The 20,388-nt window shown below is 71.4% G+C and carries 12 protein-coding genes; 7 read left to right on the top strand and 5 right to left on the bottom strand.

Annotation, left to right across the window (positions count from 1 at the left end):
• Positions 1-394 precede the first annotated feature (394 nt).
• The gene (locus QSK30_RS34375; protein WP_285509489.1) at positions 395-853 is read right to left on the bottom strand and encodes a MarR family winged helix-turn-helix transcriptional regulator; all 459 of its coding nucleotides are present in this window, start codon (positions 851-853) and stop codon (positions 395-397) included.
• Between the two features lie 115 nt (positions 854-968).
• On the opposite strand from QSK30_RS34375, the gene QSK30_RS34370 reads away from it, so the two are divergent.
• Positions 969-1,358 (top strand): nuclear transport factor 2 family protein, encoded by a 390-nt coding sequence (locus QSK30_RS34370; RefSeq protein ID WP_285509487.1) that lies wholly within the window; start codon positions 969-971, stop codon positions 1,356-1,358.
• A 164-nt stretch (positions 1,359-1,522) separates the two neighbouring features.
• Here the strand turns inward: QSK30_RS34370 and QSK30_RS34365 are convergent, their stop codons facing one another.
• From QSK30_RS34365 to QSK30_RS34355, 3 genes are all read right to left on the bottom strand, one after another.
• Entirely contained in the window at positions 1,523-2,341 is an 819-nt protein-coding gene (locus QSK30_RS34365; RefSeq protein WP_285509485.1) for a helix-turn-helix domain-containing protein, read from the bottom strand.
• 359 nt (positions 2,342-2,700) lie between these two features.
• Positions 2,701-4,113, bottom strand: coding sequence for an ATP-binding protein (locus QSK30_RS34360; RefSeq protein ID WP_285509483.1), 1,413 nt, complete (start codon positions 4,111-4,113; stop codon positions 2,701-2,703).
• Positions 4,110-5,786, bottom strand: a complete 1,677-nt coding sequence (locus tag QSK30_RS34355) for an NAD(P)/FAD-dependent oxidoreductase (RefSeq protein ID WP_285509480.1) — start codon at positions 5,784-5,786, stop codon at positions 4,110-4,112. Before QSK30_RS34355 ends, QSK30_RS34360 begins: the two co-directional genes overlap by 4 nt.
• 79 nt (positions 5,787-5,865) lie before the next feature.
• Here QSK30_RS34355 and QSK30_RS34350 point away from each other — a divergent pair, with 79 nt between their 5' ends.
• From QSK30_RS34350 to QSK30_RS34340, 3 genes are all read left to right on the top strand, one after another.
• Positions 5,866-7,572: an ABC transporter ATP-binding protein gene (locus tag QSK30_RS34350; protein ID WP_285509479.1), complete on the top strand. Its 1,707-nt coding sequence runs from the start codon at positions 5,866-5,868 to the stop codon at positions 7,570-7,572.
• Between the two features lie 179 nt (positions 7,573-7,751).
• Positions 7,752-9,506, top strand: a complete 1,755-nt coding sequence (locus QSK30_RS34345) for an ABC transporter ATP-binding protein (protein WP_285509478.1) — start codon at positions 7,752-7,754, stop codon at positions 9,504-9,506.
• 261 nt (positions 9,507-9,767) lie between these two features.
• Complete coding sequence (locus QSK30_RS34340; protein ID WP_285509476.1) at positions 9,768-10,205, top strand: helix-turn-helix domain-containing protein; 438 nt, start codon at positions 9,768-9,770, stop codon at positions 10,203-10,205.
• Positions 10,206-10,644: 439 nt separating this feature from the next.
• On the opposite strand, the gene QSK30_RS34335 is transcribed toward QSK30_RS34340, so the two are convergent.
• Entirely contained in the window at positions 10,645-13,536 is a 2,892-nt protein-coding gene (locus QSK30_RS34335) for an AfsR/SARP family transcriptional regulator (protein WP_285509474.1), read from the bottom strand.
• 995 nt (positions 13,537-14,531) lie between these two features.
• Here QSK30_RS34335 and QSK30_RS34330 point away from each other — a divergent pair.
• From QSK30_RS34330 to QSK30_RS34320, 3 genes are all read left to right on the top strand, one after another.
• Positions 14,532-16,283: an MFS transporter gene (locus QSK30_RS34330; protein ID WP_285509472.1), complete on the top strand. Its 1,752-nt coding sequence runs from the start codon at positions 14,532-14,534 to the stop codon at positions 16,281-16,283.
• Between the two features lie 200 nt (positions 16,284-16,483).
• On the top strand, positions 16,484-18,562 hold the full coding sequence (locus QSK30_RS34325; protein ID WP_285509470.1) for a hypothetical protein: 2,079 nt from the start codon (positions 16,484-16,486) through the stop codon (positions 18,560-18,562).
• Positions 18,563-18,607: 45 nt separating this feature from the next.
• Positions 18,608-20,263: an ABC transporter substrate-binding protein gene (locus QSK30_RS34320; RefSeq protein ID WP_285509468.1), complete on the top strand. Its 1,656-nt coding sequence runs from the start codon at positions 18,608-18,610 to the stop codon at positions 20,261-20,263.
• Positions 20,264-20,388 lie beyond the last annotated feature (125 nt).

Genomic DNA, 20,388 nt, shown 5'->3' with positions numbered 1-20,388 from the left:
ACTCGCTTCGTGTGGGGCCCCTAGAGCACCGCGGTGGAGAGAAAAGGGCAGGGTAAGGGCATCCCCACCCACGGCAAGTTTAGCGGCACTCTCCCCCCACACGAAGCGAGTCCACTAGATCGAGCATTCGTAGCGGGCGTTGTGTTCCAGCGTGGTCGGCCTCTCCACTGCGGTACCAGCGGGGACGGGATCTTGTTGCGTTTTAGCGGGGTCGGCCTCACCGCTGCGGTTAGCTGGGGGGCGGGATTCTCTTGGGTGCGGGCAGAGTCGGCCTATCCGCTGCGGTACCAGCGAGGTGGGGATCTTGTTGCCTGCCAGCGGGGGCAGCCTTTCCGCTGCGGTACCAGCGGGATTGGGACTCCGTTGCTTTGGCGGGCTCGCGATTCCGGTGCGCTTATCGGGCTGGGGACTCGTCTGTGTCTTGTGGTTCCATCACATTCGTCCGCAGCTTCCCGAGCAGTTTGACCAGGGTCGCGGTTTCCGCCTCGTCCAGTCCCGTTCTCAGCCTTTGGTCGAATGCCACTGCCACCTTGCGCAAGGTGTGGAACAGGGCTTCGCCGTCCTTGGTGAGTTCCACCAGGTGCACCCTCCGGTTCGCCGGGTCTCGGCGGCGGGCCAGGAGGCCGTCGTTCTCCATGGCGTTGAGGTGGTGGGTGAGGGTGGCGTCCTGGATGCCGACCGCCGCCGCCAGTTCGCGTTGGTTGGCGACCGGTTGGGTCTTGAGGGTGAGCAGGATCTGCCAGGCCGGGATGCTGCCGCCTGCCTGGGCCATCGCCTCCTCCATGGCGCGGGCCACGGTCTTGGCGCTGTGGGACAGGACCAGGCCGAGTGGGGGAGTGGCGAGGAAGTGCACCGGCCGAGCTTAGCATGTCATTAGACATCTAAACGTTTGACGCCGAAACGTTTGATGTCGTATGGTTGGTGCGTTGGTTCGGCGAGGTAGTGGGTCGAGTGTGGCTGGGGGGACGATGGGTGACGACGAGCGGATCCGTGCGCTGGTGGAGAAGTGGGCGAGGGCCGAGGTCGCCGGGGATGTCGACGCGTTGGCGGCGTTGACTGCCGACACCTTCACGGTGGTCGGGCCGGTGGGGTTCGTACTGGCGAAGACGCAGTGGCTTGATCGGCATCGGAGCGGGGCGTTGGATGTCGAGCGGTTGACCGTCGAAGAACTGTCCGTTCGGGACTACGGCGGTGTGGTCGTGGCGATTGGCAGGCATGCCCAGCGGATGTCGTTCCAGGGGCGCCCGGCCGAGCAGGAGTTCCGGGTCACCCACATCGCGGGGTGGCACGAGGATGGGTGGTTGCTGGTCGGGCAGCACCTGAGCGCGATCCAGGCGCCGGGCGCCGGGCGGGGGTGAATGGTCGTGTGCCCGCCGTGACCCGGGTGGCTGGGGGGCCGACTGGCCCGGGTGCGGTGTGGTGCGCGGGGTCCGGCGCCGAGGCGACTGTCTCGGCGCCGGGCATCGTTCCGCGCGACAGTCCTGCTATGTCCTTTGTGGACCTCTGCGGGTCTCGGTGGAGCTCAGTTCAGGGACGGTTGTTCGACTCGCTGCAGGATCTGCCAGATCAGGCGAGCGGATTCGCGGGGGTCCAGGGACTGGCGTTCGGTGTCGTTCACAGCGAGCCTGTAGGACTGCACGTCGTCCGGGCGGTGCAGCAGCAGCATGGAGCGGCGGGTCTCGATGAACACCGCTGTGGGCAGCTTCTCCGACTCGATCAGGTGGAAAGCGCCGTCCAGCAATGGATTCCAAGCGGCGCCGAACGGGACCACGCGCAGGGCGACGTTGGGTAGCTGCGTCAGCTCCAGGAGCCTGCGCAGTTGGCCCGCCGTGACGGTGGGGCCGCCGAACTGCTGGTGCAGCACCGCCTGGCCGATCAGGGCGACCATCCCGACCGGTCGTGGGCCGGTGATCACCGCCCTCCGGTCGGCGTTGTGTGCCGTAATGTCGTCACCGGCTGCCGCGGCGTAGTCGGTGGTCCGGAGCAGTGCGGGCACGGTCAGCGGTGCCACCGCGTAGATCGTCGAGGCGGTCTCCTCGTACTCCAGGTACGCTGAGAACTGCTGCCGCCGCTCGGCCGCGGAGGTGGCCACCCAGTAGGCCTCGCCCGCGCTGTGCACCAGGCTCATGACCTCTTCGTACTGGGTGCCCGCGACCCCCAGGGTGGACAGGATCTGGGCGGCCTGCTCGGGTTTGGGGATCCGGTCGCCGGTCTCCCAGCGGGACAGCATCGCCGGGTCCCGGCCGATCCGCACCGCGAACTCCCGCAACGTCACCCCTTCCCCCATCCGCGACCGGCGCAGCGCGTTCCCCAGCGCAACCGCCTTGGGGCTCTTGGCCATGGTGAATCTCCACGTTGACGGGGACGGCACGCGGGTCCTGTTGCTGATAGTGCGTGCCTGCATGTGGTCGATTGTAACCACGCTGCGGCCGAGTTGTGGGCAGGCCACCCGGATGGCCCAGCCCCACGGCGCCGGGGCTCCTGCCCGGTGGGCGTGCGCCAGGTTGCCCGCGTGATCGAGATCGGATCCCTCGGCTGGCCACCTGCCCCGATCGGGACGGAACGGTTGGTGCTGCGCGAGTCCGAGGCCGGGGACCCGGTGCGTCCTGGTCAGATCTGCCCGGACGCAAGGGAGTTCGAGCTCGGCTACCTGTTCCTACCCTCGGCCTGGGGACACGGGTACGCCGCCTTCGGCCGCGCTCACGCGCCCGGGTTCAGCGGGAGCCAGACCTGGAAGCGGGTGTCGCCCGGGGTCGACACGACCCGGATGTCGCCGTGGTGCTTGTTCACCACGATCCGCCACGAGATGTCCAGGCCCAGGCCCGTTCCCTCGCCGAAGGCCTTCGTGGTGAAGAACGGCTCGAAGATCCGGCTCTGCACCGCCGCCGGGATGCCCGTGCCGGTGTCGCCGATCTCCACCACCAGCGACGCCTCGCTGCGGAACGTCCGGATCGTCAGCACGCCCTGCCGGGACATGGCGCTGACGGCGTTGTCGATCAGGTTGGTCCACACCTGGTTGAGCTCCGCGGCGTAGGCGGGCAGTCGGGGGAGGTCGTGGTCGTACTCCTTGACCACCCGCACCCCGTCGCCGATCTTCCCGCCCAGCATGACCAGGGTGGAGTCCAGCAGCTCGTGCACGTCGACCACCTGGAACGGCGCCCGGTCCATCTGGGAGTACTGCTTGGTCGCGCCGACCAGGGTCGAGACCCGGGTGGTCGCGTCCTCGATCTCGTTCATCAGGGTCTCGGTCTCGACCGTGTACGCCAGCCAGCGGATGGCCGGTTCCCGGGCCGCCGCCGGGCACTCGCCCAGCGCGGTGGCCAGCCAGTCCACGTCCAGGCCGCCCGCGACCAGGGTCGGGGCCAGGTCCCAGCCGCCCGCGACGCCGTGCTCGTCCAGCCAGTCGCCGACCTCGTCCTCGAGGTCGCTGGCCGCCATCGGCTCCAGCTTCGGCGCCTTGGCGACCCGTTCCACCGCCGACTCCTGCAGCCGCACCAGCGAGGGCAGGGTGGCGGCGTCGATCGAGCCCTGAGCCAGCATGGCCAGCTTGTGGCGCATGCCCGCCACCCGCTCGCGCAGCGCGGCCGTGGCGCGGACCGCCGCGGCGGCGGGGTTGTTGAGCTCGTGGGTCAGGCCCGCGGACAGCGAACCCAGCGCCAGCAGGCGTTCCCGCTGCCCGACCACCGCCTGGGTGTTCTGCATGCCGAAGAACAGGCCCTCCAGCAGGTGCATCGCCATCGGGAACCACTCCCGGAAGGCGGCGCCGAACTCCTCCGCCGGGAGTTGCAGCATCACCACGTCGGTGATCGGGACGACGGTCATCTGGTAGATCCGCTTGGACGCCACCTCCGCGCCCAGGTAGGCCTGCGTGGCGCCGAAGTAGGAGCCGCGGTGGTCGGTGCGGGAGATCTCGACCGTCTCGCCGCCGATCGTCCGCTGCAGCGCGACCGTGCCCTCGAGCAGCACGTAGAAGCAGGTCGCGGGCTGGCCCTCGCTGAGCAGCGGATCGCCCGCGCGGGTGGCCTCCACCTGGCCGTGCTCGACCAGCCAGGCCAGCTGGGTGTCGTCCAGGTGCTCGAAGAGGAACAGCTCGCGCAGCTCGTCGGGGGTCATGGCTTCTCCAGGTAGCGGTGGACCAGCGTCACGGCCATCGCGCCCTCGCCGACCGCGGAGGCGACCCGCTTGACCGAGTCGGCGCGGACGTCCCCGGCGACGAACACGCCGGGCACGCTGGTCTCCAGGTGGTAGGGGTCGCGGTCGAGCTCCCAGCCCGCGGGCCTGCGGCCCTCGACGACCAGGTCCGGCCCGGCCAGCACGAACCCGCGCCGGTCGCGGGTGAGCGTGCCGTCGAGCCAGTCGGTGCGCGGGGCGGCGCCGATGAAGACGAACAACCAGGACGCGGGCACCGTCTCGGTCCGGCCGGTGCTCCGGTCGCGCAGGGTGAGCTCCTCCAGGTGACCGGTGCCCGCCCCGCCGACCACCTCGGTGCAGGCCCGGACCTCGATGGCCGGGACGCCCGCGATCTGGTCGATCAGGTACCGCGACATCGACTGGTCCAGCGAGGTGCCGCGGACCAGCAGGACCACCCGGCGGGCGTGCCGGGCGAAGTACATCGCCGCCTGGCCCGCGGAGTTGGCGCCGCCGACGATGTAGACGTCCTGCCCCGCGCAGCTGGGGCCCTCGGTGGTGGCCGCGCCGTAGAACACGCCCTGCCCGGTGAGCCCGTCCAGGCCGGGTGCGTCGAGCATCCGGTAGGACACCCCGGTCGCCAGGATCACCGTGTGCGCGGCCAGCTCGGTGCCGTCGTCGAAGCGCACCACCCGGGCCGACCCGCGCTGCTCCAGCGCCACGACGTCCCGGGTGGTCAGCATCTCGACCGCGAACTTCGCCGCCTGCCTGCGCGCCCGCTCGGTCAGCTGCTCGCCGGACACCCCGTCGGGGAAGCCCAGGTAGTTCTCGATCCGGCTGCTGGTGCCCGCCTGCCCGCCGGTCGCCATCCGCTCCACCAGCACGGTCCGCAGCCCCTCGGAGCCGCCGTAGACCGCCGCGCCCAGGCCCGCCGGGCCGCCGCCGACCACGATCAGGTCGTAGAAGTCGGTGGAGGGCGTCGTGCTCAGCCCGACCCGCGCGGCCAGCTCGCCGTCGCTGGGCTCGACCAGGGCGTCACCCTCGGTGGTCACCACGACCGGGAGCTTGCTGCCGTCCTGCCCGGCCGCGCTGAGCAGGCGTTCGCTCTCGGCGTCCTCGCCGAACAGGTGCCACCGGAACGGCACCGAGTTGCGGGCCAGGAAGTCGCGCACCTCGTAGGACCGGCTCGACCAGCGGTGGCCGATGACCCGGACCTGCCGCGCGGGCGTGCGCTCGGCCGCGGTCCAGGCCGCCAGCAGCTCGTCGAGCACCGGGTAGAACTTCTCCTCCGGCGGGTCCCACGGCTTGAGCAGGTAGTGGTCGAGGTCGACCACGTTGATCGCCTGGATGGCGGCCTCGGTGTCGGCGTAGGCGGTCAGCAGCACCCGGCGGGCCAGCGGGAACAGGTCCATCGCCTGCTCCAGGAACTCGATGCCGCTCATCTGCGGCATCCGGTAGTCGGCCAGCAGGGCGGCCACGTCCTCGCCGCGCAGCTTGAGCTCGCGCAGCGCCTCCAGGGCCTGCGCCCCGGACTCCGCCCGGACGACCCGGTACCCCTCGCCGTACTTCTTGCGCAGGTCGCGGGCGACGGCCCGGGACACGCTCGGGTCGTCGTCCACGGTGAGGATGGACGGCCGGGCGGCCTTCGCTGTGGTCATGGCCCCCAGTCAAGCAGCCGAATCGCCCTCGCGTCTTCCCCCGGGGTGGCGGGCGAGCCGACCGTGGCAGGGTGGTCACATGGGGGAAGACCACGTGCCCTACGCCGACCCCGGCCACCCGCCCCGGCTCGGTCCGCTGCGCCTGCTGACCTGGCTGGCCGTCCGCCAGCGCGGGCGCATCGCCCGCGGCGCGATGTGGGGGACGCTGTGGATGCTCGGCCTGATGCTGCCGCCCTACCTGGTGTCCCGCGCGATCGACGACGGCCTGCGCGCCCGGGTGCCGTCCGCGCTGTTCGCGTGGGTCGGCGCCGTCGTGGTCATCGGCGCGGTCAACGCCGCCTCCGCGATCATGCGGCACCGCACGATGACCTACGTCCGCGCCGACGCGGCCTACCGGACGGTGCAGGTAGTGGTGCGCCACATCACCCGGCTGGGCGCGGCGTTCCCGCGCCGGGTGTCCACCGGCGAACTCACCAGCGTGCAGTCCTCGGACATCTGGAACATCGCCGAGAGCCTCACCCTCACCGGCCCCGGGGTCGGCGCGGTGCTGGCCTACCTGGCGACGGCGGTGCTGCTGTTCACCATCTCACCGCTGCTCGCGGTGATCGTGCTGGTCGGGGTGCCCGCGTTAGGGCTGGCGATCCTGCCGATGCTGCGCAGGCTGCGCGTGGTCGAGGGCAGCTACCGCGCCGAGCAGGGCGCGTTGGCCGCGCGGGCGGGCGACATCGTCTCCGGGCTGCGGGTGCTGTGCGGGATCGGCGGCAAGCCGCTGTTCGCCGAGCGCTACCGCACCGGGTCGCGGTCGGTGGTGGAACGCGGTTACCGGGTCGGCGAGGTGACCAGCTGGGTGCACGCGCTCGCGGCGTGCCTGCCGGTGCTGTACCTGGCGGCGGTCACCTGGGTCGCGGCGCGGCTGGCGGCGGCCGGGACGATCTCCGTGGGGCAGCTGGTCGCGGTGTACGGGTACGTGGCGATGCTGGTCGTGCCGGTGATGTTCCTGGTCGACGGCGCGGCGCAGCTGACCAGGGGGCTGGTCGCCGCCGGGCGGGTGGTGCGGATCCTGGCCCTCGAACCCGACGTGGCCGACGGTGCCGATGGTGCCGACCTGGTCGCCGGGCCCGCGGCGACGGCCGATCTGGTCGAGCCCGAGTCGGGTCTGGTCGCGCGCGGGGGCGCGCTCACCGCGCTGGTGAGCGCCGCCCCGGCCGACGCGATCGACCTGGTGGACCGGCTGGGCCGCTTCGCCGACTCGGACGCCACCTGGGGGTCGGTCCGGTTGGCGGACATGGCGATCGCCGAGGTGCGGGCCCGGATCCTGGTGTGCGACAACGACGCGCACCTGTTCGCGGGCTCCGTGCGCGACACCGTGACGACGGTGCCCCGGTCACCGGAGGCGCTGGCGGCCGCGGTGCGCGCGGCGGCCGCCAACGACATCGTCGACGGGTTGCCGAATGGGCTCGACTCGCTGGTGGAGGCGCGTGGCCGCGACCTGTCCGGCGGCCAGCGCCAGCGGGTGCGGCTGGTCCGCGCGCTGCTGGCCGAGCCGGACGTGCTGCTGCTGGTGGAGCCGACCTCGGCGGTGGACACGCACACCGAGGCGGCCGTGGTGCGCGGGGTGGCGACGGCCCGGCGTGGGCGGACGACGCTGGTGGTGAGCACGTCCCCGCTGGTGCTCGACCGGGCGGACGAGGTCGTGTTCCTGGTCGACGGCAAGGTCACCGCGACCGGTGCGCACGCGGAGCTGCTCGCGACCGAGCCCGCCTACCGGTCGCTGGTGCTGCGGTGAGCACCGCTCGTGGGGAGTTGTTTGGTGCCAAGGGTTCGTGACAGTCGCGTGGTCGGTGCCGCGGTGCGCGTGTACTGGACGGTCAGACGGCGGTGTTACCACGCGGGGTGGCGTTGGGTGGTGGAGTCCTTGATTGGTAAGGAATTCGTGCAGGGTGTTGGTCGGGCGGTGGTGTCGTGGTGAGTGCCGAGCTGGAGCCGCGGTTACCGGTTGCCTCCGCCGCGCAGGTGCGGGCGGCGACCCGGGCGCTGTTGCGCGCCGACCGCCGTGCGGTGCTCCTTCTGGTGGCACTGACCTGTGCGGCGGCGTTGTGCGGGCTGGCCGGCCCCTGGTTGTTGGGGCGCATCATCGACCGTGTCGACGCGGGCACTGCCAGTACCTCGGTGATCGACGGGTTGGCGCTCGCGGTGGTGGGGTTCGCGGTGGCGCAGCTGCTGTGCACCCGGTTCGCGCGGCTGATGGCGTACCGGTTCGGTGAGCGGGCGTTGGCCAGGTTGCGGGAGGAGTTCGTCGAGCAGGTCCTGCGGCTGCCCACGGGCGCGGTGGAACGGGCCGGGGTCGGTGAGCTGACCACGCGCGCCTCGGTCGACGTCGGGACGGTCGGGCAGACCGTGCGCGACGCGATCCCCGACTTCGCGGTGTCGATCGCGCACGTGGTGATCTTGTACGTGGCGGTGTTCCTGCTGCACCCGGTGCTCGGCCTGTGCGCGGTGGTCGTGCTGCCGGTGATCTTGCTGGTCACCCGTTGGTACCTCGCCCGCGCCCGTGCGGCCTACCTGAACCAGGCGATGGCGAACTCGACCGTCGCGGAGAGCATGACCGCCACCGGCGAGGGCGCGCGCACGGTCGAGGCGCTGGGGCTCGCGGACCGGCGCATCGCCGACACCGACGCCGCGGTGGCGACCGCGTACCGGACCCGGTCGCGAACGCTGGCGCTGCGGTCGGTGCTGTTCCCGGTGGTCGACTTCGCGCACGCGCTGCCGGTGGCGCTGACGTTGCTGGTCGGCGGTTACGGCTACCTGTCGGGCTGGCTGGGGCTGGGGTCGGTGATCGCCGCGGCCCTCTACCTGTGGCAGCTCAAGGACCCGGTCGACCAGATCCTCTTCCGGCTGGAGCAACTGCAGAGCAGCGGCGCGGCGATGGCCCGGCTCAAGGGGGTCGGCCTGGTGCCGCCCGCGCCGGTCGGCGGTCTGCTCCCCACCGACGACCGCATCGAGGTGCGCGGCGCGCGCTTCGCCTACGTCGAAGGTCATGACGTGCTGCACGGCGTCGACCTGACGGTGCAACCGGGCGAGCGGCTGGCGATCGTCGGGCCATCGGGCGCCGGGAAGTCCACACTGGGCAGGCTGCTCTCCGGGGTCGACGAGCCCCGGTCGGGTGCGGTGCTGGTCGGCGGCGTCCCGGTGTCGCGGCTGCCACCGGACGAGCTGGCCAAGCGGATCATCCTGGTCACCCAGGACCACCACGTCTTCATCGGCACGCTGCGCGAGAACCTGCTGCTGGCCGCCCCGTCGGCCACCGACGCCCAGATCGCCGCCGCCCTAGCCGCCGTCGAGGCCGAGTGGTGGCACACCCTGCCCGCGGGCCTGGACACCCACCTCGGCGCAGGCGGCGTGGGGCTCGACGCCGCCAGGTCCCAGCAACTGGCCCTGGCCAGGGTCGTCCTGGCCGACCCGCACACCCTGGTCCTGGACGAGGCCACCTCACTGCTCGACCCGACGACGGCCCGCCTGACCGAACGCGCCCTCGCCGCCGTGCTGCGCGGCCGCACGGTCATCGCGATCGCCCACCGCCTGCACACCGCCCACGACGCCGACCGGGTCGCGGTCGTCGAGCACGGCGTGATCACCGAGCTCGACACCCACGACAACCTCGTCGCCGCGAACGGCCGCTACGCCGCCCTCTGGCACTCCTGGCACGGCGACCCCGTCTGATTTTCGCGACCGATCGGTTCGCCAACCGGATTCCCGCCGGATGAGTGAATTTGTCAATCGGGCACTGCTGCCCGATTTGCCACGCGATTATTCTCGTGAGGCGGGAATGATCCGATGATGTCGCCGCGCCCGGTAGGTAACGCCGAACGGGGCGTGGCAGATGCGCGGGTGGGACCGACACGCGGTGTTCGGCGCGGGGAGAGGGGGGTTGTGGGCGATCTCCCCGAGAACGCGTTGACAAACGCGAATCTGCTTCGAGCCGTGGGGAGTCGACTGCGGCTCGCCCGGGAGCGGCAGGGCTGGTCGCGCGGCCAGTTGGTCGCGCGCCTCGATGTCGACATCCACGTGCAGACCATCGCGACTTACGAGCTCGGTACCCGCCAGTGCCCGCTGGGTCGGTTCGTGGCGATTTGCGAGGCGCTCGGCGTGCCCGCGCCGGAACTGCTCGACGACGCGCTGCGGAACGCGGGGGTGCCCCAGCACCTGCTGGCGTGCACCGTGGACCTGCGCGCTGTCGTCCGGGACCGGGACTTGGCGCTGGAACCGTTGCGGCGCTGGGCTCGTGCCCGGCTCAAGTCTGACCCGGCGCAGGCCCGCACGACGCACTTGGAGCCCGAAGTCGTCGCCGAGTTGGCGATGTTCTGCGGGCTGAGCCACGAGACCCTTTTCCGCAGGCTGTCCGACTTCGCCCCGCGCTGAGCCCGCTCGCGCGGACCCGGCGCGGGAGGGATCCTCAGTACACAAGCCACCAGGCCGTATGGTACACGACCGACTCGTTGGGCCAGTCGGAATGGGCGATGTGGACAGTCGTGGTGACGGCCGGGTAGGCGGCAGTGGTGAACACTGGTGGTTTTTCTCCGCATGTGCTTCGCAACGTGACCTGTTGCGGTGGTGGCATTTCCTTGCGGCGCCATCCTGCACGGTCCTCGGTGATCGCGCAAGTATAGGTATTAGTACCCAACATAGAGTTGGATCTGCAGCACTGTGGGTTTGAGCTGCGAAATTAGTCCGGCGAGCGCCGGTCACTCCACTTTCAGCGCAACGGATCATACTCGATCGAGTGATCAAGCTGCGGAAGCCGGGTGGTCATCGCACGGCGGGTCTGCTCAGCCGGGCACCTGTCGGCCGCCGCGCCCCGTTACGGGGAAACCCGACCGGTGGTTCGGGTGGGCTCGGCGGGCAGCGCGTCCAGCTTGGCCTGTACCGCGCGGCGCGCGACGGCGTCGCCGAGCTTGTCCAGCACACGCACGCTGTTCGACCAAGCACGTGCCGTGGGCCCCACCAGCCCCTGCCGCAGCAGGACGTTGCCCAGCACGTCCGAGGCCCGCGCCTGCAGCGCCAGGTGTCCGATCTCCTCGGCGAGGTCGACCGCTCGCCGCGCCGAGACCTCCGCGGTGCCGACCGCGCCGCGGGCGCACTCGACCTGCGCCAGCTCGGTTCGCGCCGCCGCGATCAAGGCCAGGTCCGCGGTGTCCTCGGCGATCTCGAGCGCCTGCTCGCAGTAGGCGGCCGCCTCGCCGAGGTCGCCCCAGATCCGGCGCACCACACCGATCCCCACGAGGCTGTTGGCGTGTGCCGGGAGGTCGCCGCGCTCCAGCGCCAAGTGTTCGGCCGCGCGGAGGTGGACCAGTGCCTCGTTGAGCCTGCCCAGCCTGGTCATCGCCACGCCGAGCTGGTGGTGCGCCCAGCCCAGCACGCTGGAGTTGTTGAACCGGGAGAGCTCGACGCACCGCTCGAACAGCCGGATCCCACGCTCGGGCTGGCCGCGCAGCAGCTCCAGCCTGCCCAGGTGGAACAGCGTGATCGACTCGCCGTGCCGCGCGCCCACCCGCACGCAGAACCGCAGAGCGCTCTCCAACTGCTCCCGGGCGTCGTCGAGCCTGCCCAGGGACAGGTAGAGCTTGCCCAGGTCCGACGCCGATGAGGCCTCCGCCTCCTCCTCGCCGCAGATCCGGGCGGCGGCCACAGCGATCTCCCTGGCCAGTCTGCAGTCCTCGTGCCTGCCCTTGCGCTCGTGGTCGGTGCAGACCGCGTGCGGCAGCCGCCACGCGATGTCGTGGTGGCCCGCGCGCGCGGCCAGGGCGATGGCGGCGCCGAGGTTGGCGCGCTCGGTGTCGAACCAGGTCCGTGCGGGTCCGGCGCCGTCGAAGGTGGTGGGTGCCACCTGCGGGTCGGGGTCCAGCTGAGGCGCGGCGTCGGTCTCGGGGAACAGCACGCGGTCGGCCGCGCTCGCAGAGGCGAGGTAGTAGCGGAGCACCCTGCGCTCGGCCGCGCGCCGCCGCGCGGTGTCCTCCTCTGTGTCGGCCAGGTGCTGCGCGGATTCGCGGATCAGGTCGTGGAACCGGTAGCGGTCGGGGGCGTCCGACCGCTCCAGCAGCGAGGCGCCGACGAGGGCGGCCAGCATGTCCCTTGCCGCGGGCACGGCGATCCCCGCGCACGCCGCGGCCGCCGCCAGGCTGAACTCGGCCCCCGGGTGCATGCCCAGCAGGCGGAACATCCGGCGCACCGCGGCGGCGAGGTCGCGGTAGGAGAAGGCGAAGATCGCGTGCGGTGAGGTTTGGCCGTCGCCGTTGGCGCCCAGTTCGAGCAGTCCGCGCAGGTCGGGTCGCTCGGCCCGGCCCGCCAAGCGATAGCCCGCGATGTTCTCGCCCAGGATGGTGATCGCCAGCGGCAGGCCGCCGCAGATGCGCACCAGGTCACCGGGGTCACCGTGGTCGGCACCCGGGTCGAGGCGCAGCGCCAGCAACCGCTCGGAGTCCTCAGTGGACAGTATGTTCACCCGGATCCGCCGGATTGCGTAGGACGCGGTGAGGCCGTCGAGTGACTGCCGCGTGGTCACCACGACCAGGCAGTCGGCGAGCAACGGGAGCAACTCGCGGATCTGGTCGGAGTTGCGCACGTTGTCCAGTACCACCAGGGTGTTGCGGCCGGTGAGCAGGCGGCTCAGCCGGACCTCGCGCGCACCCCGCGACGCGGTCGCGGCGGGTTCGTCGCCCAACCACAGCAGCAGCGAGTCGACCGCCGCCGTGTGGGTGAGCGCGGGTTCGGTCGCGAAACCGTTGAGCTCCAGGAAGAGTTCACCGTCCGGGAAGCGCGAGCGGATCCGGTGTCCCCAGTGGACAGCCAACGCGGTCTTGCCGACTCCCGGCATACCCTCGAGCACGATGACCCCGCGCGCCGGTGACCCGGCCTGGCCCACTGCGGCGTCCAGCGCCTCCAGCGCGGTGGTGCGCCCGACGAAGTCGGCCACCTCGTGCGGCAACCTGTGCGGTCGGTAGTCGAGGTCGGCACGCTGGGCGGGGGCGTGGCCGATGACGAGTGCCTTGGCCTTGATGCTGTCGAAGTGCCTGCGCAGGTGTTCGGCGGCTTGGTCATCCCCTTCCCGGAGCAGCCACTTGCGCACGGTGAAGTAGTACTCCGTGGCCTCGTCGCCACGACCCAGGTTGTTCAGTGTGGACAGTCGGACCCGGCACAGCGCGAGGTTGGTCGAGTACTCCGACTGCAGGTCGTCCAGCAGCACCAGCGCGTTCTCGGCTCGGCCGAGGGCGAGCAGCGCGGAAAGGTGGGTGAGGTGCGTGGGGAGCAGCTCGTCGTGCTCGAACCGGGTGCGCCACTGCGCGGCGACCTCGGAGCGCAGGTCCTCGAGCGCGCGGCCGCGGCACAGCTCGAGAGCGGCGGCCGCGCACCGGGCGGCCTCCTCGTGTGCGCCGCCGCGCAGGTGCCCGCCCGCGGCGTAGGCCAGCTCGCGGAACTGGAAGAAGTCGATGTGCGCGCGGTCTGTGTCGAGCCGGTAGGTGCCGCTGGACCCGCGCAGGTCGGCGAAGACCGGCAGCCGGAGCAGTGGCTTGCGGATGCGACTGGCGAGGGTATCGAGGTTGCTCGCCGCGCGGGTGGGGGAGCGCTGAGCCTCGGTCCAGACCCAGCGGGCGAGGGCATCGGCGGCAAGCGGTCGGTTGGGGCGCAGCAGCAGTGCGGCGAGCATGGCCTTGGGCTTGGGGCCCGCCCAGTCCTCGTGGAGGTCGTCGTCCACGCGAAGCACCGTGGGACCGAGTATGCCGAATGCGGGCTCCACCAGCTTCACCCCTCGCGCTGCGGTCCCCCCGGACCATTTACGGACGAGCAACGGAATGTGCCTTGGCGCAGTGCCGAGAAGTGTAGTGACGCCCGGATGCGGGGCGCAGCAAAAGTGGGACGAAAGTCAACCGCTTGGCCGAACCGATTCAGTGGGATCGTCACCGCCTTCCCGCATTCGGCGTAGTTGGTTGGTTCAGTGGTGTCACCTTTCTGGCAGTTGTGCGCGGCGGATTCATCTTCAGCCGCGCTCATCCCGCAGGCGCAACCGTATCTCGTTGCCCGCAAGGGTGATGACAACGCAGAGTTGGATAGGCAGACCTATTGGTGTGAAAGGCTGCTCTCGGGTTACCGGAAGGAGAAGGCGGATCGCGTTCGCGACGCCTCCGGCAATGAGATCGACAGCCCGGATAATGGACGCCTTGTCGTTGCGTCGTAGCGGTGGCCGTGTTCACGATTCCGCACGGTGGCGATATCGGTGCCGCCACGTGGCATTCACCGGTGGGCCGCGCGGTCGTGTCGGGTGCGGTGGTAAGCCGATGAGCGGGAACTGCGCGCCGGCTAAGTCGCCGTTGCCCTGGTAGGTGCCGTTGGCGTTGAGCTCGATGGCGTGGACCGTGTGCTAGACGTCGGTGGTGTTCGCGTAGTGGCCCGCGATCACCCGGCCGCCGCCGCGCCGCCGCGGTGGTCGTCATCCCGCGGTTCACCACCGGCTCGGGCCGGGCCGGGCTGCCCACCGAGGTGTCCACAGCCGCTCCCGAAGGGGTTCGCTCTGGTGGATTCTTTGCGGTGTAACGAGAACGCGTGCCTCCAGTCTGGACAGACGGTGGACGGGGTGCGGGCTGTCCGGTTGGCGTTGTTCGGGCGGTGTGTCCGCGGGGTGAGCGGCGGCACCCTTGCGGGTGGGTCCGGGGATGCTTAGCATAGCTAAGCGATAGGGAGGTGGACGCCCTGATGACCGCTGGGCTGAACGCGCGGGTGGACCGCAGGCGCAAGTCGGCCGACGAGCTGGGGCCGCGCTACAAGTGGGTGGCGTTGTCGAACACGACGCTCGGGATGTTGATCGCGACGATCAACTCCTCGATCGTGTTGATCGCGTTGCCGGACATCTTCAAGGGGATCGGGATCAACCCGCTCGAACCCGCCAACACCGGGTACCTGCTGTGGATGATCATGGGCTTCCTGGTGGTCACCGCCGTGCTGGTGGTCAGCTTCGGCAGGCTGGGCGACATGTACGGCCGGGCCCGGATGTACAACCTGGGCTTCGCGGTGTTCACCGTCTCCTCGGTGTTCCTCGCGATCACCTGGTTCGACGGCGACGCGGCCGCGCTCTGGCTGATCGGGTGGCGGGTCGTGCAGGGTGTCGGCGGCGCGTTCCTGATGGCCAACTCCTCGGCCATCCTCACCGACGCGTTCCCGGCCAACCAGCGCGGGATGGCGTTGGGGGTCAACGGGGTGGCCGCCATCGCGGGGTCGTTCCTCGGCCTGGTCGTCGGCGGCGTGCTGGCGCCGGTCAACTGGAACCTGATCTTCCTGGTGTCGGTGCCGTTCGGCATCGGCGGCACCATCTGGGCCTACCTCAAGCTGCACGACACCGGGGTGCGCAAGCACGCGCGGATGGACTGGTGGGGCAACGCGACCTTCGCGGTCGGCCTGGTCGCGGTGCTGGTCGGCATCACCTACGGCATCCAGCCCTACGGCGACGCGCAAACCGGTTGGGGCAGCCCGTTCGTGCTCGCCTGCCTGATCGGCGGGGTGCTGGTGCTGGCCGCGTTCGTGGTGATCGAGAACCGGGTGGACAACCCGCTCTTCGACCTCTCGCTGTTCCGGCTGCGCTCGTTCTCCTGGGGCAACCTGGCCAACTTCGCCGCCTCGCTGGGCCGCGGCGGGCTGCAGTTCATCCTCATCGTGTGGCTGCAGGGGATCTGGCTGCCGCAGCACGGCTACAGCTTCGAGCAGACGCCGCTGTGGGCGGGTATCTACATGCTCCCGATGACCGTTGGCTTCCTGCTTTCCGCGCCCGCCTCGGGAATCCTGTCCGACCGTGTGGGCAGCAGGTTGCTCGCCTCCGGCGGGTTGGTGGTGAGCGCGCTGTCGTTCCTGTTGCTCATCGCGCTGCCGGTGGACTTCCCCTACTGGGCGTTCGCGGCGATCCTGGTGCTCAACGGGATCGGCATGGGCATGTTCACCTCGCCCAACCGCGCCGAGGTGATGAACAGCCTGCCCGCCGACGCGCGCGGCTCCGGGTCCGGGATGATGACCACGTTCCAGAACACCGCGATGGTGCTCTCGATCGGCTTCTTCTTCAGCCTGATCATCGCCGGGTTCGCCAGTACCCTGCCCACCGCGATGCACGACGGCCTGGTCGCGCACGGGGTGGCGCCCGAGGCGGCCACCCAGGTCGCCGCCCTGCCCGCGGTGGCCGTGCTGTTCGCCGCGTTCCTGGGCTACAACCCGGTGCAGCAGCTGCTCGGCGGTCACCTGGGCACGCTGCCGCCGGACCAGGCCGCCTACCTCACCGGCCGCGGGTTCTTCCCGCAGCTGATCTCCGGCCCGTTCTCGCACGGCCTGGCGATCGCCTTCACCTTCGCCATCGTGCTCTGCCTGGTCGGTGCCGTGGCGTCCTGGCTGTGCGTGCCGGGCAGGCCCCCTGCCGAGCGCGAGACCGTCGGGGCCGAGCTCGCCGCGGCGGCGGGCGAACCGTGACCGGAACTCCGGGGCCACCGGTCCTGGGATGATCCGTCTACTGTGGACAAAATGGTGACAATGCCCGGAATTCACCCGACTGGACGATGCGGAGCCGAAACGCCCTTGCCCCGGAGTGCGATCATCCGGTAACGCGCGGCGACGTCTCCGCGCTGGAGGGGGGACCCTGTGCGTCGTCCAGTCGGGCCGGTGTCGGCCTGGTGAGTTCGGTCAGCACCTCGTGGGGCGGCGCTGGGGAGACCTTCCTCCGCCGGATGCTGTGGCGGCGGGTGGACCGCCCGGAGCCGATCGTCGCTCTGCTCGGTCCGCCGGGCAGCGGGCGCGGCGCCGCGCTGGAAGCGCTGTCGCGGGTCTGCGGCGGCACGGTGGTGCACGCGAACATCGACTTCGGGCAGACCGGGCCGGACGGTGCCGCCGTCGAACCGGACCCGGTCACCGCCACCGCCCTGATCGCCTTCGAGCTGATGCGCGGGTGGCGGAACCTGCGCGGGGACCCCACGTTCCACCGGGTCGGGCTGTGCCTGCTGGCGCTCAACGAACGGCTCGACGCCGACCGGGGCGCCGCGCGCAGGCAGATCGAGGCGCTGATCGACCAGTACGCGCGCGGCACCCGGGAGGGCCGGGCGACCGCCGCCATCGAGCAGACCGTGGTCACCTCGGTCGAGCTGGCCGCGGCGCTCACCGAGGTCGGCACACAGGAGGTCGTCGACGTCGTGCGGGAGCGGGCCAAACCGGTCATCGGCGCGCTGCTGCGCCCGATCGCCAAACGCGGTCTGCGCAAGGCGTTCCGCTGGCACAGCCGCAACCCCACCGCCGAGGAGGCCGGCCTGGTCGACTCGCTGATCGCGCTGAGCCGCACCGAGCGCACGCAGGCCGCGGGCAGGTTGATCGAGGCGCTGCTGGCCGACATCGAGGACAACGCGGCGGCGAAGCCGATCCGGTCGACCTGCGCCTGCCTGGTGCCCGACGACGTCCGCGCGCACGAGCACTCGTGGGTGTTGCTGGTCGACAACGCCGACACCGAGTCGGGCCAGGCCTTCCTCACCGAACTCGGCGAGGCGCGCACCCGGCGGGCCGAGCACGGCGACGTGGACCCGTTGCTGGTCGTCTGCGCCGCCGACCGGTGGCGCACCGAGTGGAACCACTGGTGGGCGCCACCCGCGCAGGCGGGTCCGCCGACCGGTGAGCAGCGCCGGGTACCGCTGTTCGCCGAGGCCACGCACGCGCTGTGGGCCGAGCACGACGCCGCCCGCGACCACCGGGGCGACGACCCGGTCGCCTGGTGGTACCCGGTGTGGCTGGGGTCGCTCAGCCCGACCGCGGTCAGCGAGGTCGTCGCCCCGCTCGCCGCCCGCGCCCGGGACACCGAGCTGGGCGGGTTCACCTTCCACCTGGCCGCGGGCCACCCGCTGGCCGTGCGGGAGATCGGCGCGGCGCGGGCCGCCGACGGTTCGGCCGGCCCCGAGTGGCGCACCGGGCTGTGGACCCGGGCCACCGGTGGTGCGCCGTGGTGGGAGGCGATGGCGCGCCGGAGCCTGCGCGGCGTGGTCCCGCTCGACGAGCGGCCGTGGCACGAGCTCCCCGCGGTCGTGGTGGCCGCGGCCTACCTGGCCGACCCGTGGCGGTTCGCCGACAGCAGGCTGCCCACCGGGTTCCCGGCGCTGGCCGCGGCGCTCGCCGAGCTCCGGGAACACCTGTGGATCAGCACCTACGGCCCCGAGTCGCGGCTCACCGCGCTGACCAGGGGATCGCCGCTGCCCGCGCTGCACCCCTGGCTCGCGCGGTGCCTGTTGGCGGGCTTGGCCACCGAGACCGCTGCGGGCCCCGACGACGGCCCGGTGGCCGCGTGGCCGCTGCTGTTCGGTGCCCTGCGCGCCGAGTTCGGCCCGGCGTCGGCCGACCGGGAGCTGTTCTACCAACTGGCCCTGGGCGAGTTCACCGAGGTCTCCGCCGCGCTGGCGGGGCGCTTCGACACCGTCGACCACCGCGAGTGGATCGCCACCCTGGAGGACGTGACCTCGGCGCCGTGCGGGCTGCTGGCCACGACGGCCGGGGACCCGTGCCACCGGCTGCTGCTCGACCGGCTGCCCGCGCGGCGCACCGTCACCGAGGTGACCGTGGCCAAGCTGGTCGCCGCGCTCTGGCTGCACCGCGACCCGATGGCGGGCGGCCCGCGGCGCTGGTACCGCGAGATCCGCGAGGGCTTCACCCACCTGCACCACAACTCGACCCGCATCGACGTCAGCGGGCTGCAGGAAGCCGCCCTGCGCTTCCGCTGACGCCCCAGAACCGTTCGGAGCACCCATGACTCGTCCGGAGCACCCATGACCACCGTCGTGCAGTCGCCTCGCCTGCGTTGGATCCGGGTGCACCCCATCGTCTCGGCGGTGCTCGGGGTCGTGCTGGTCGCCACGCTCGTCGTCGGCGGCAAGTACACCTACAACCGCCTCTTCCCACCCGCCCTGTCCTGCGGGTCCGGGATGGTCGTCGCGAGCGCGCAAGAGGCGTGTGTCGGCCTCAACCTGGACTCCTCGCCCTTCGTGTCCGACGAGGCGCCGGAGTTCCGCGCGCTGCGCGAGCAGGTCCGGACCAACAACGCCGGCGCCGCGGGCGACTACCTGGGCATCGTGCTGCTGCTGAACATGACGCCGGTCGCGGGCGTGGACACCTACACCACCCGCGAGCTCTACCCGCAGGTCGAGGGCGCGATCACGGCGATCTGGCGGGCGAACGCCACCTCCGCGTTCGGCGGGGAGTCGCACAAGATCAAGCTCTACCTGGCGAACATGGGGGCCGGGTACCGCGACTGGGAGGAGGCGGTGCGCCAGATCAAGGCGAACGCCACCTCCGCGCGGGTGACCTCGGTGGTCGGGCTGGGCCAGAGCACCGAGCAGACGCAGAGCGCGGCGGCGGCGCTCTCCGGGCGGACCAACGAGCCGCACCTGCCGGTCATCGGGGCCACGGTCACCGGTGACTCGATGGGGATCGACCCGCTGACCACGTTGCCGATCCAGAACTTCTTCCGCGTCTCCCCCACCAACTCCAACACCGTGCAGAGCGCGGCGAAGTACCTCCAGGACACGCCGAAGGAGCAGATCCTGCTCGTCGAGGACACCGCGGTGGGCGACGACTACACCACCTCGCTGCGCACGGCGGCGGCCAACTGGTTGAAGCAGCCCGGGAAGCGGACGAACAGCCTGCAGTTCCGCTCGCCCGACGGCGACTCCGCGGTGCAGCGGTCCGACCCGCTGACCGACCAGTTCAGCACCATGCACTCCAACCTGTGCCAGGCCCGGCCGGCGGCGGTGTACTTCGCGGGCCGGGGCGTGGACCTGGCCGCCTTCATCCGCAGCTGGTTCGAGGGCGCGCCGTGCGGCACGGGCAAGCTCAACATCGTCTCGGGCGACGACGCCGCGTCGGTCATCGGCGACGACGTGGTCGCCAAGGCGATCGAGGTGGGCGCGGTCTCGCTGACCTACACCGCGCTGGCCACCCCCGACCAGTGGGACCCGGACCGCTGCGCGGTGGGCACGCCGCCCGCGGCGGAGGTGTCCGAGACCTCGGGGGCGCGGCGGAACTACGGCACCTTCCTCGCCGCGTTCACCGGCAAGGTGAACAAGTGCGCCCCCGTCGCGGGGGCCCAGCCCACGACCAACTTCCCGGAGGCCGACCTGGGCAGCGGCCAGGCGATGCTCACCCACGACGCCGTCGCGGTGGCGGTCACCGCGGGCAGGCGCAGCTCGACCGCGGTCGAGCACCCGGAGACCCAGGCCGGGATGATCCTGGGGTTCACCTGCACGAACATGGTCGCCGGGGCGAGCGGCTGGCTCGGCTTCTACAACGGCGAGGCGCGCGACAAGCCGATCCCGATGGTCCGGCTGGGAGCCGACCACCGGGTCACCACGGAGAAGCTGGTCTGGCCGGCCGAGGAGGTCCTGAACCTGCCCACCTCGGCGAAGCCGGGCGCGGAGCCCTGCTGAGACCTGTTCTCCTGTGGTGGTTTCTCGCAGCAGGTGCGGCTGCGGCGCGGGTAGTCGTGGGCGTGGTGTTCTCAGCGGGGTCGGTGCGGTGGTGGCGGCCGGGGTGCGTTCGACGACCCATCGGT

It is taken from the genome of Actinokineospora sp. NBRC 105648, assembly GCF_030269645.1.
GTDB lineage: Bacteria > Actinomycetota > Actinomycetes > Mycobacteriales > Pseudonocardiaceae > Actinokineospora.
The sequence above is the reverse complement of the archived record's forward strand: the minus strand, read 5'-3'. Positions and strand labels throughout refer to the sequence as shown.

Bases quoted from the DNA above. Each gene is read 5' to 3' on its own strand.
- QSK30_RS34330 (WP_285509472.1), top strand. From the start codon at position 14,532: ATGACCGCTGGGCTGAACGCGCGGGTGGACCGCAGGCGCAAGTCGGCC.
- QSK30_RS34320 (WP_285509468.1), top strand. From the start codon at position 18,608: ATGACCACCGTCGTGCAGTCGCCTCGCCTGCGTTGGATCCGGGTGCAC.
- QSK30_RS34365 (WP_285509485.1), bottom strand. From the start codon at position 2,341: ATGGCCAAGAGCCCCAAGGCGGTTGCGCTGGGGAACGCGCTGCGCCGG.
- QSK30_RS34350 (WP_285509479.1), top strand. From the start codon at position 5,866: ATGGGGGAAGACCACGTGCCCTACGCCGACCCCGGCCACCCGCCCCGG.
- QSK30_RS34360 (WP_285509483.1), bottom strand. From the start codon at position 4,113: ATGACCCCCGACGAGCTGCGCGAGCTGTTCCTCTTCGAGCACCTGGAC.
- QSK30_RS34370 (WP_285509487.1), top strand. From the start codon at position 969: ATGGGTGACGACGAGCGGATCCGTGCGCTGGTGGAGAAGTGGGCGAGG.
- QSK30_RS34355 (WP_285509480.1), bottom strand. From the start codon at position 5,786: ATGACCACAGCGAAGGCCGCCCGGCCGTCCATCCTCACCGTGGACGAC.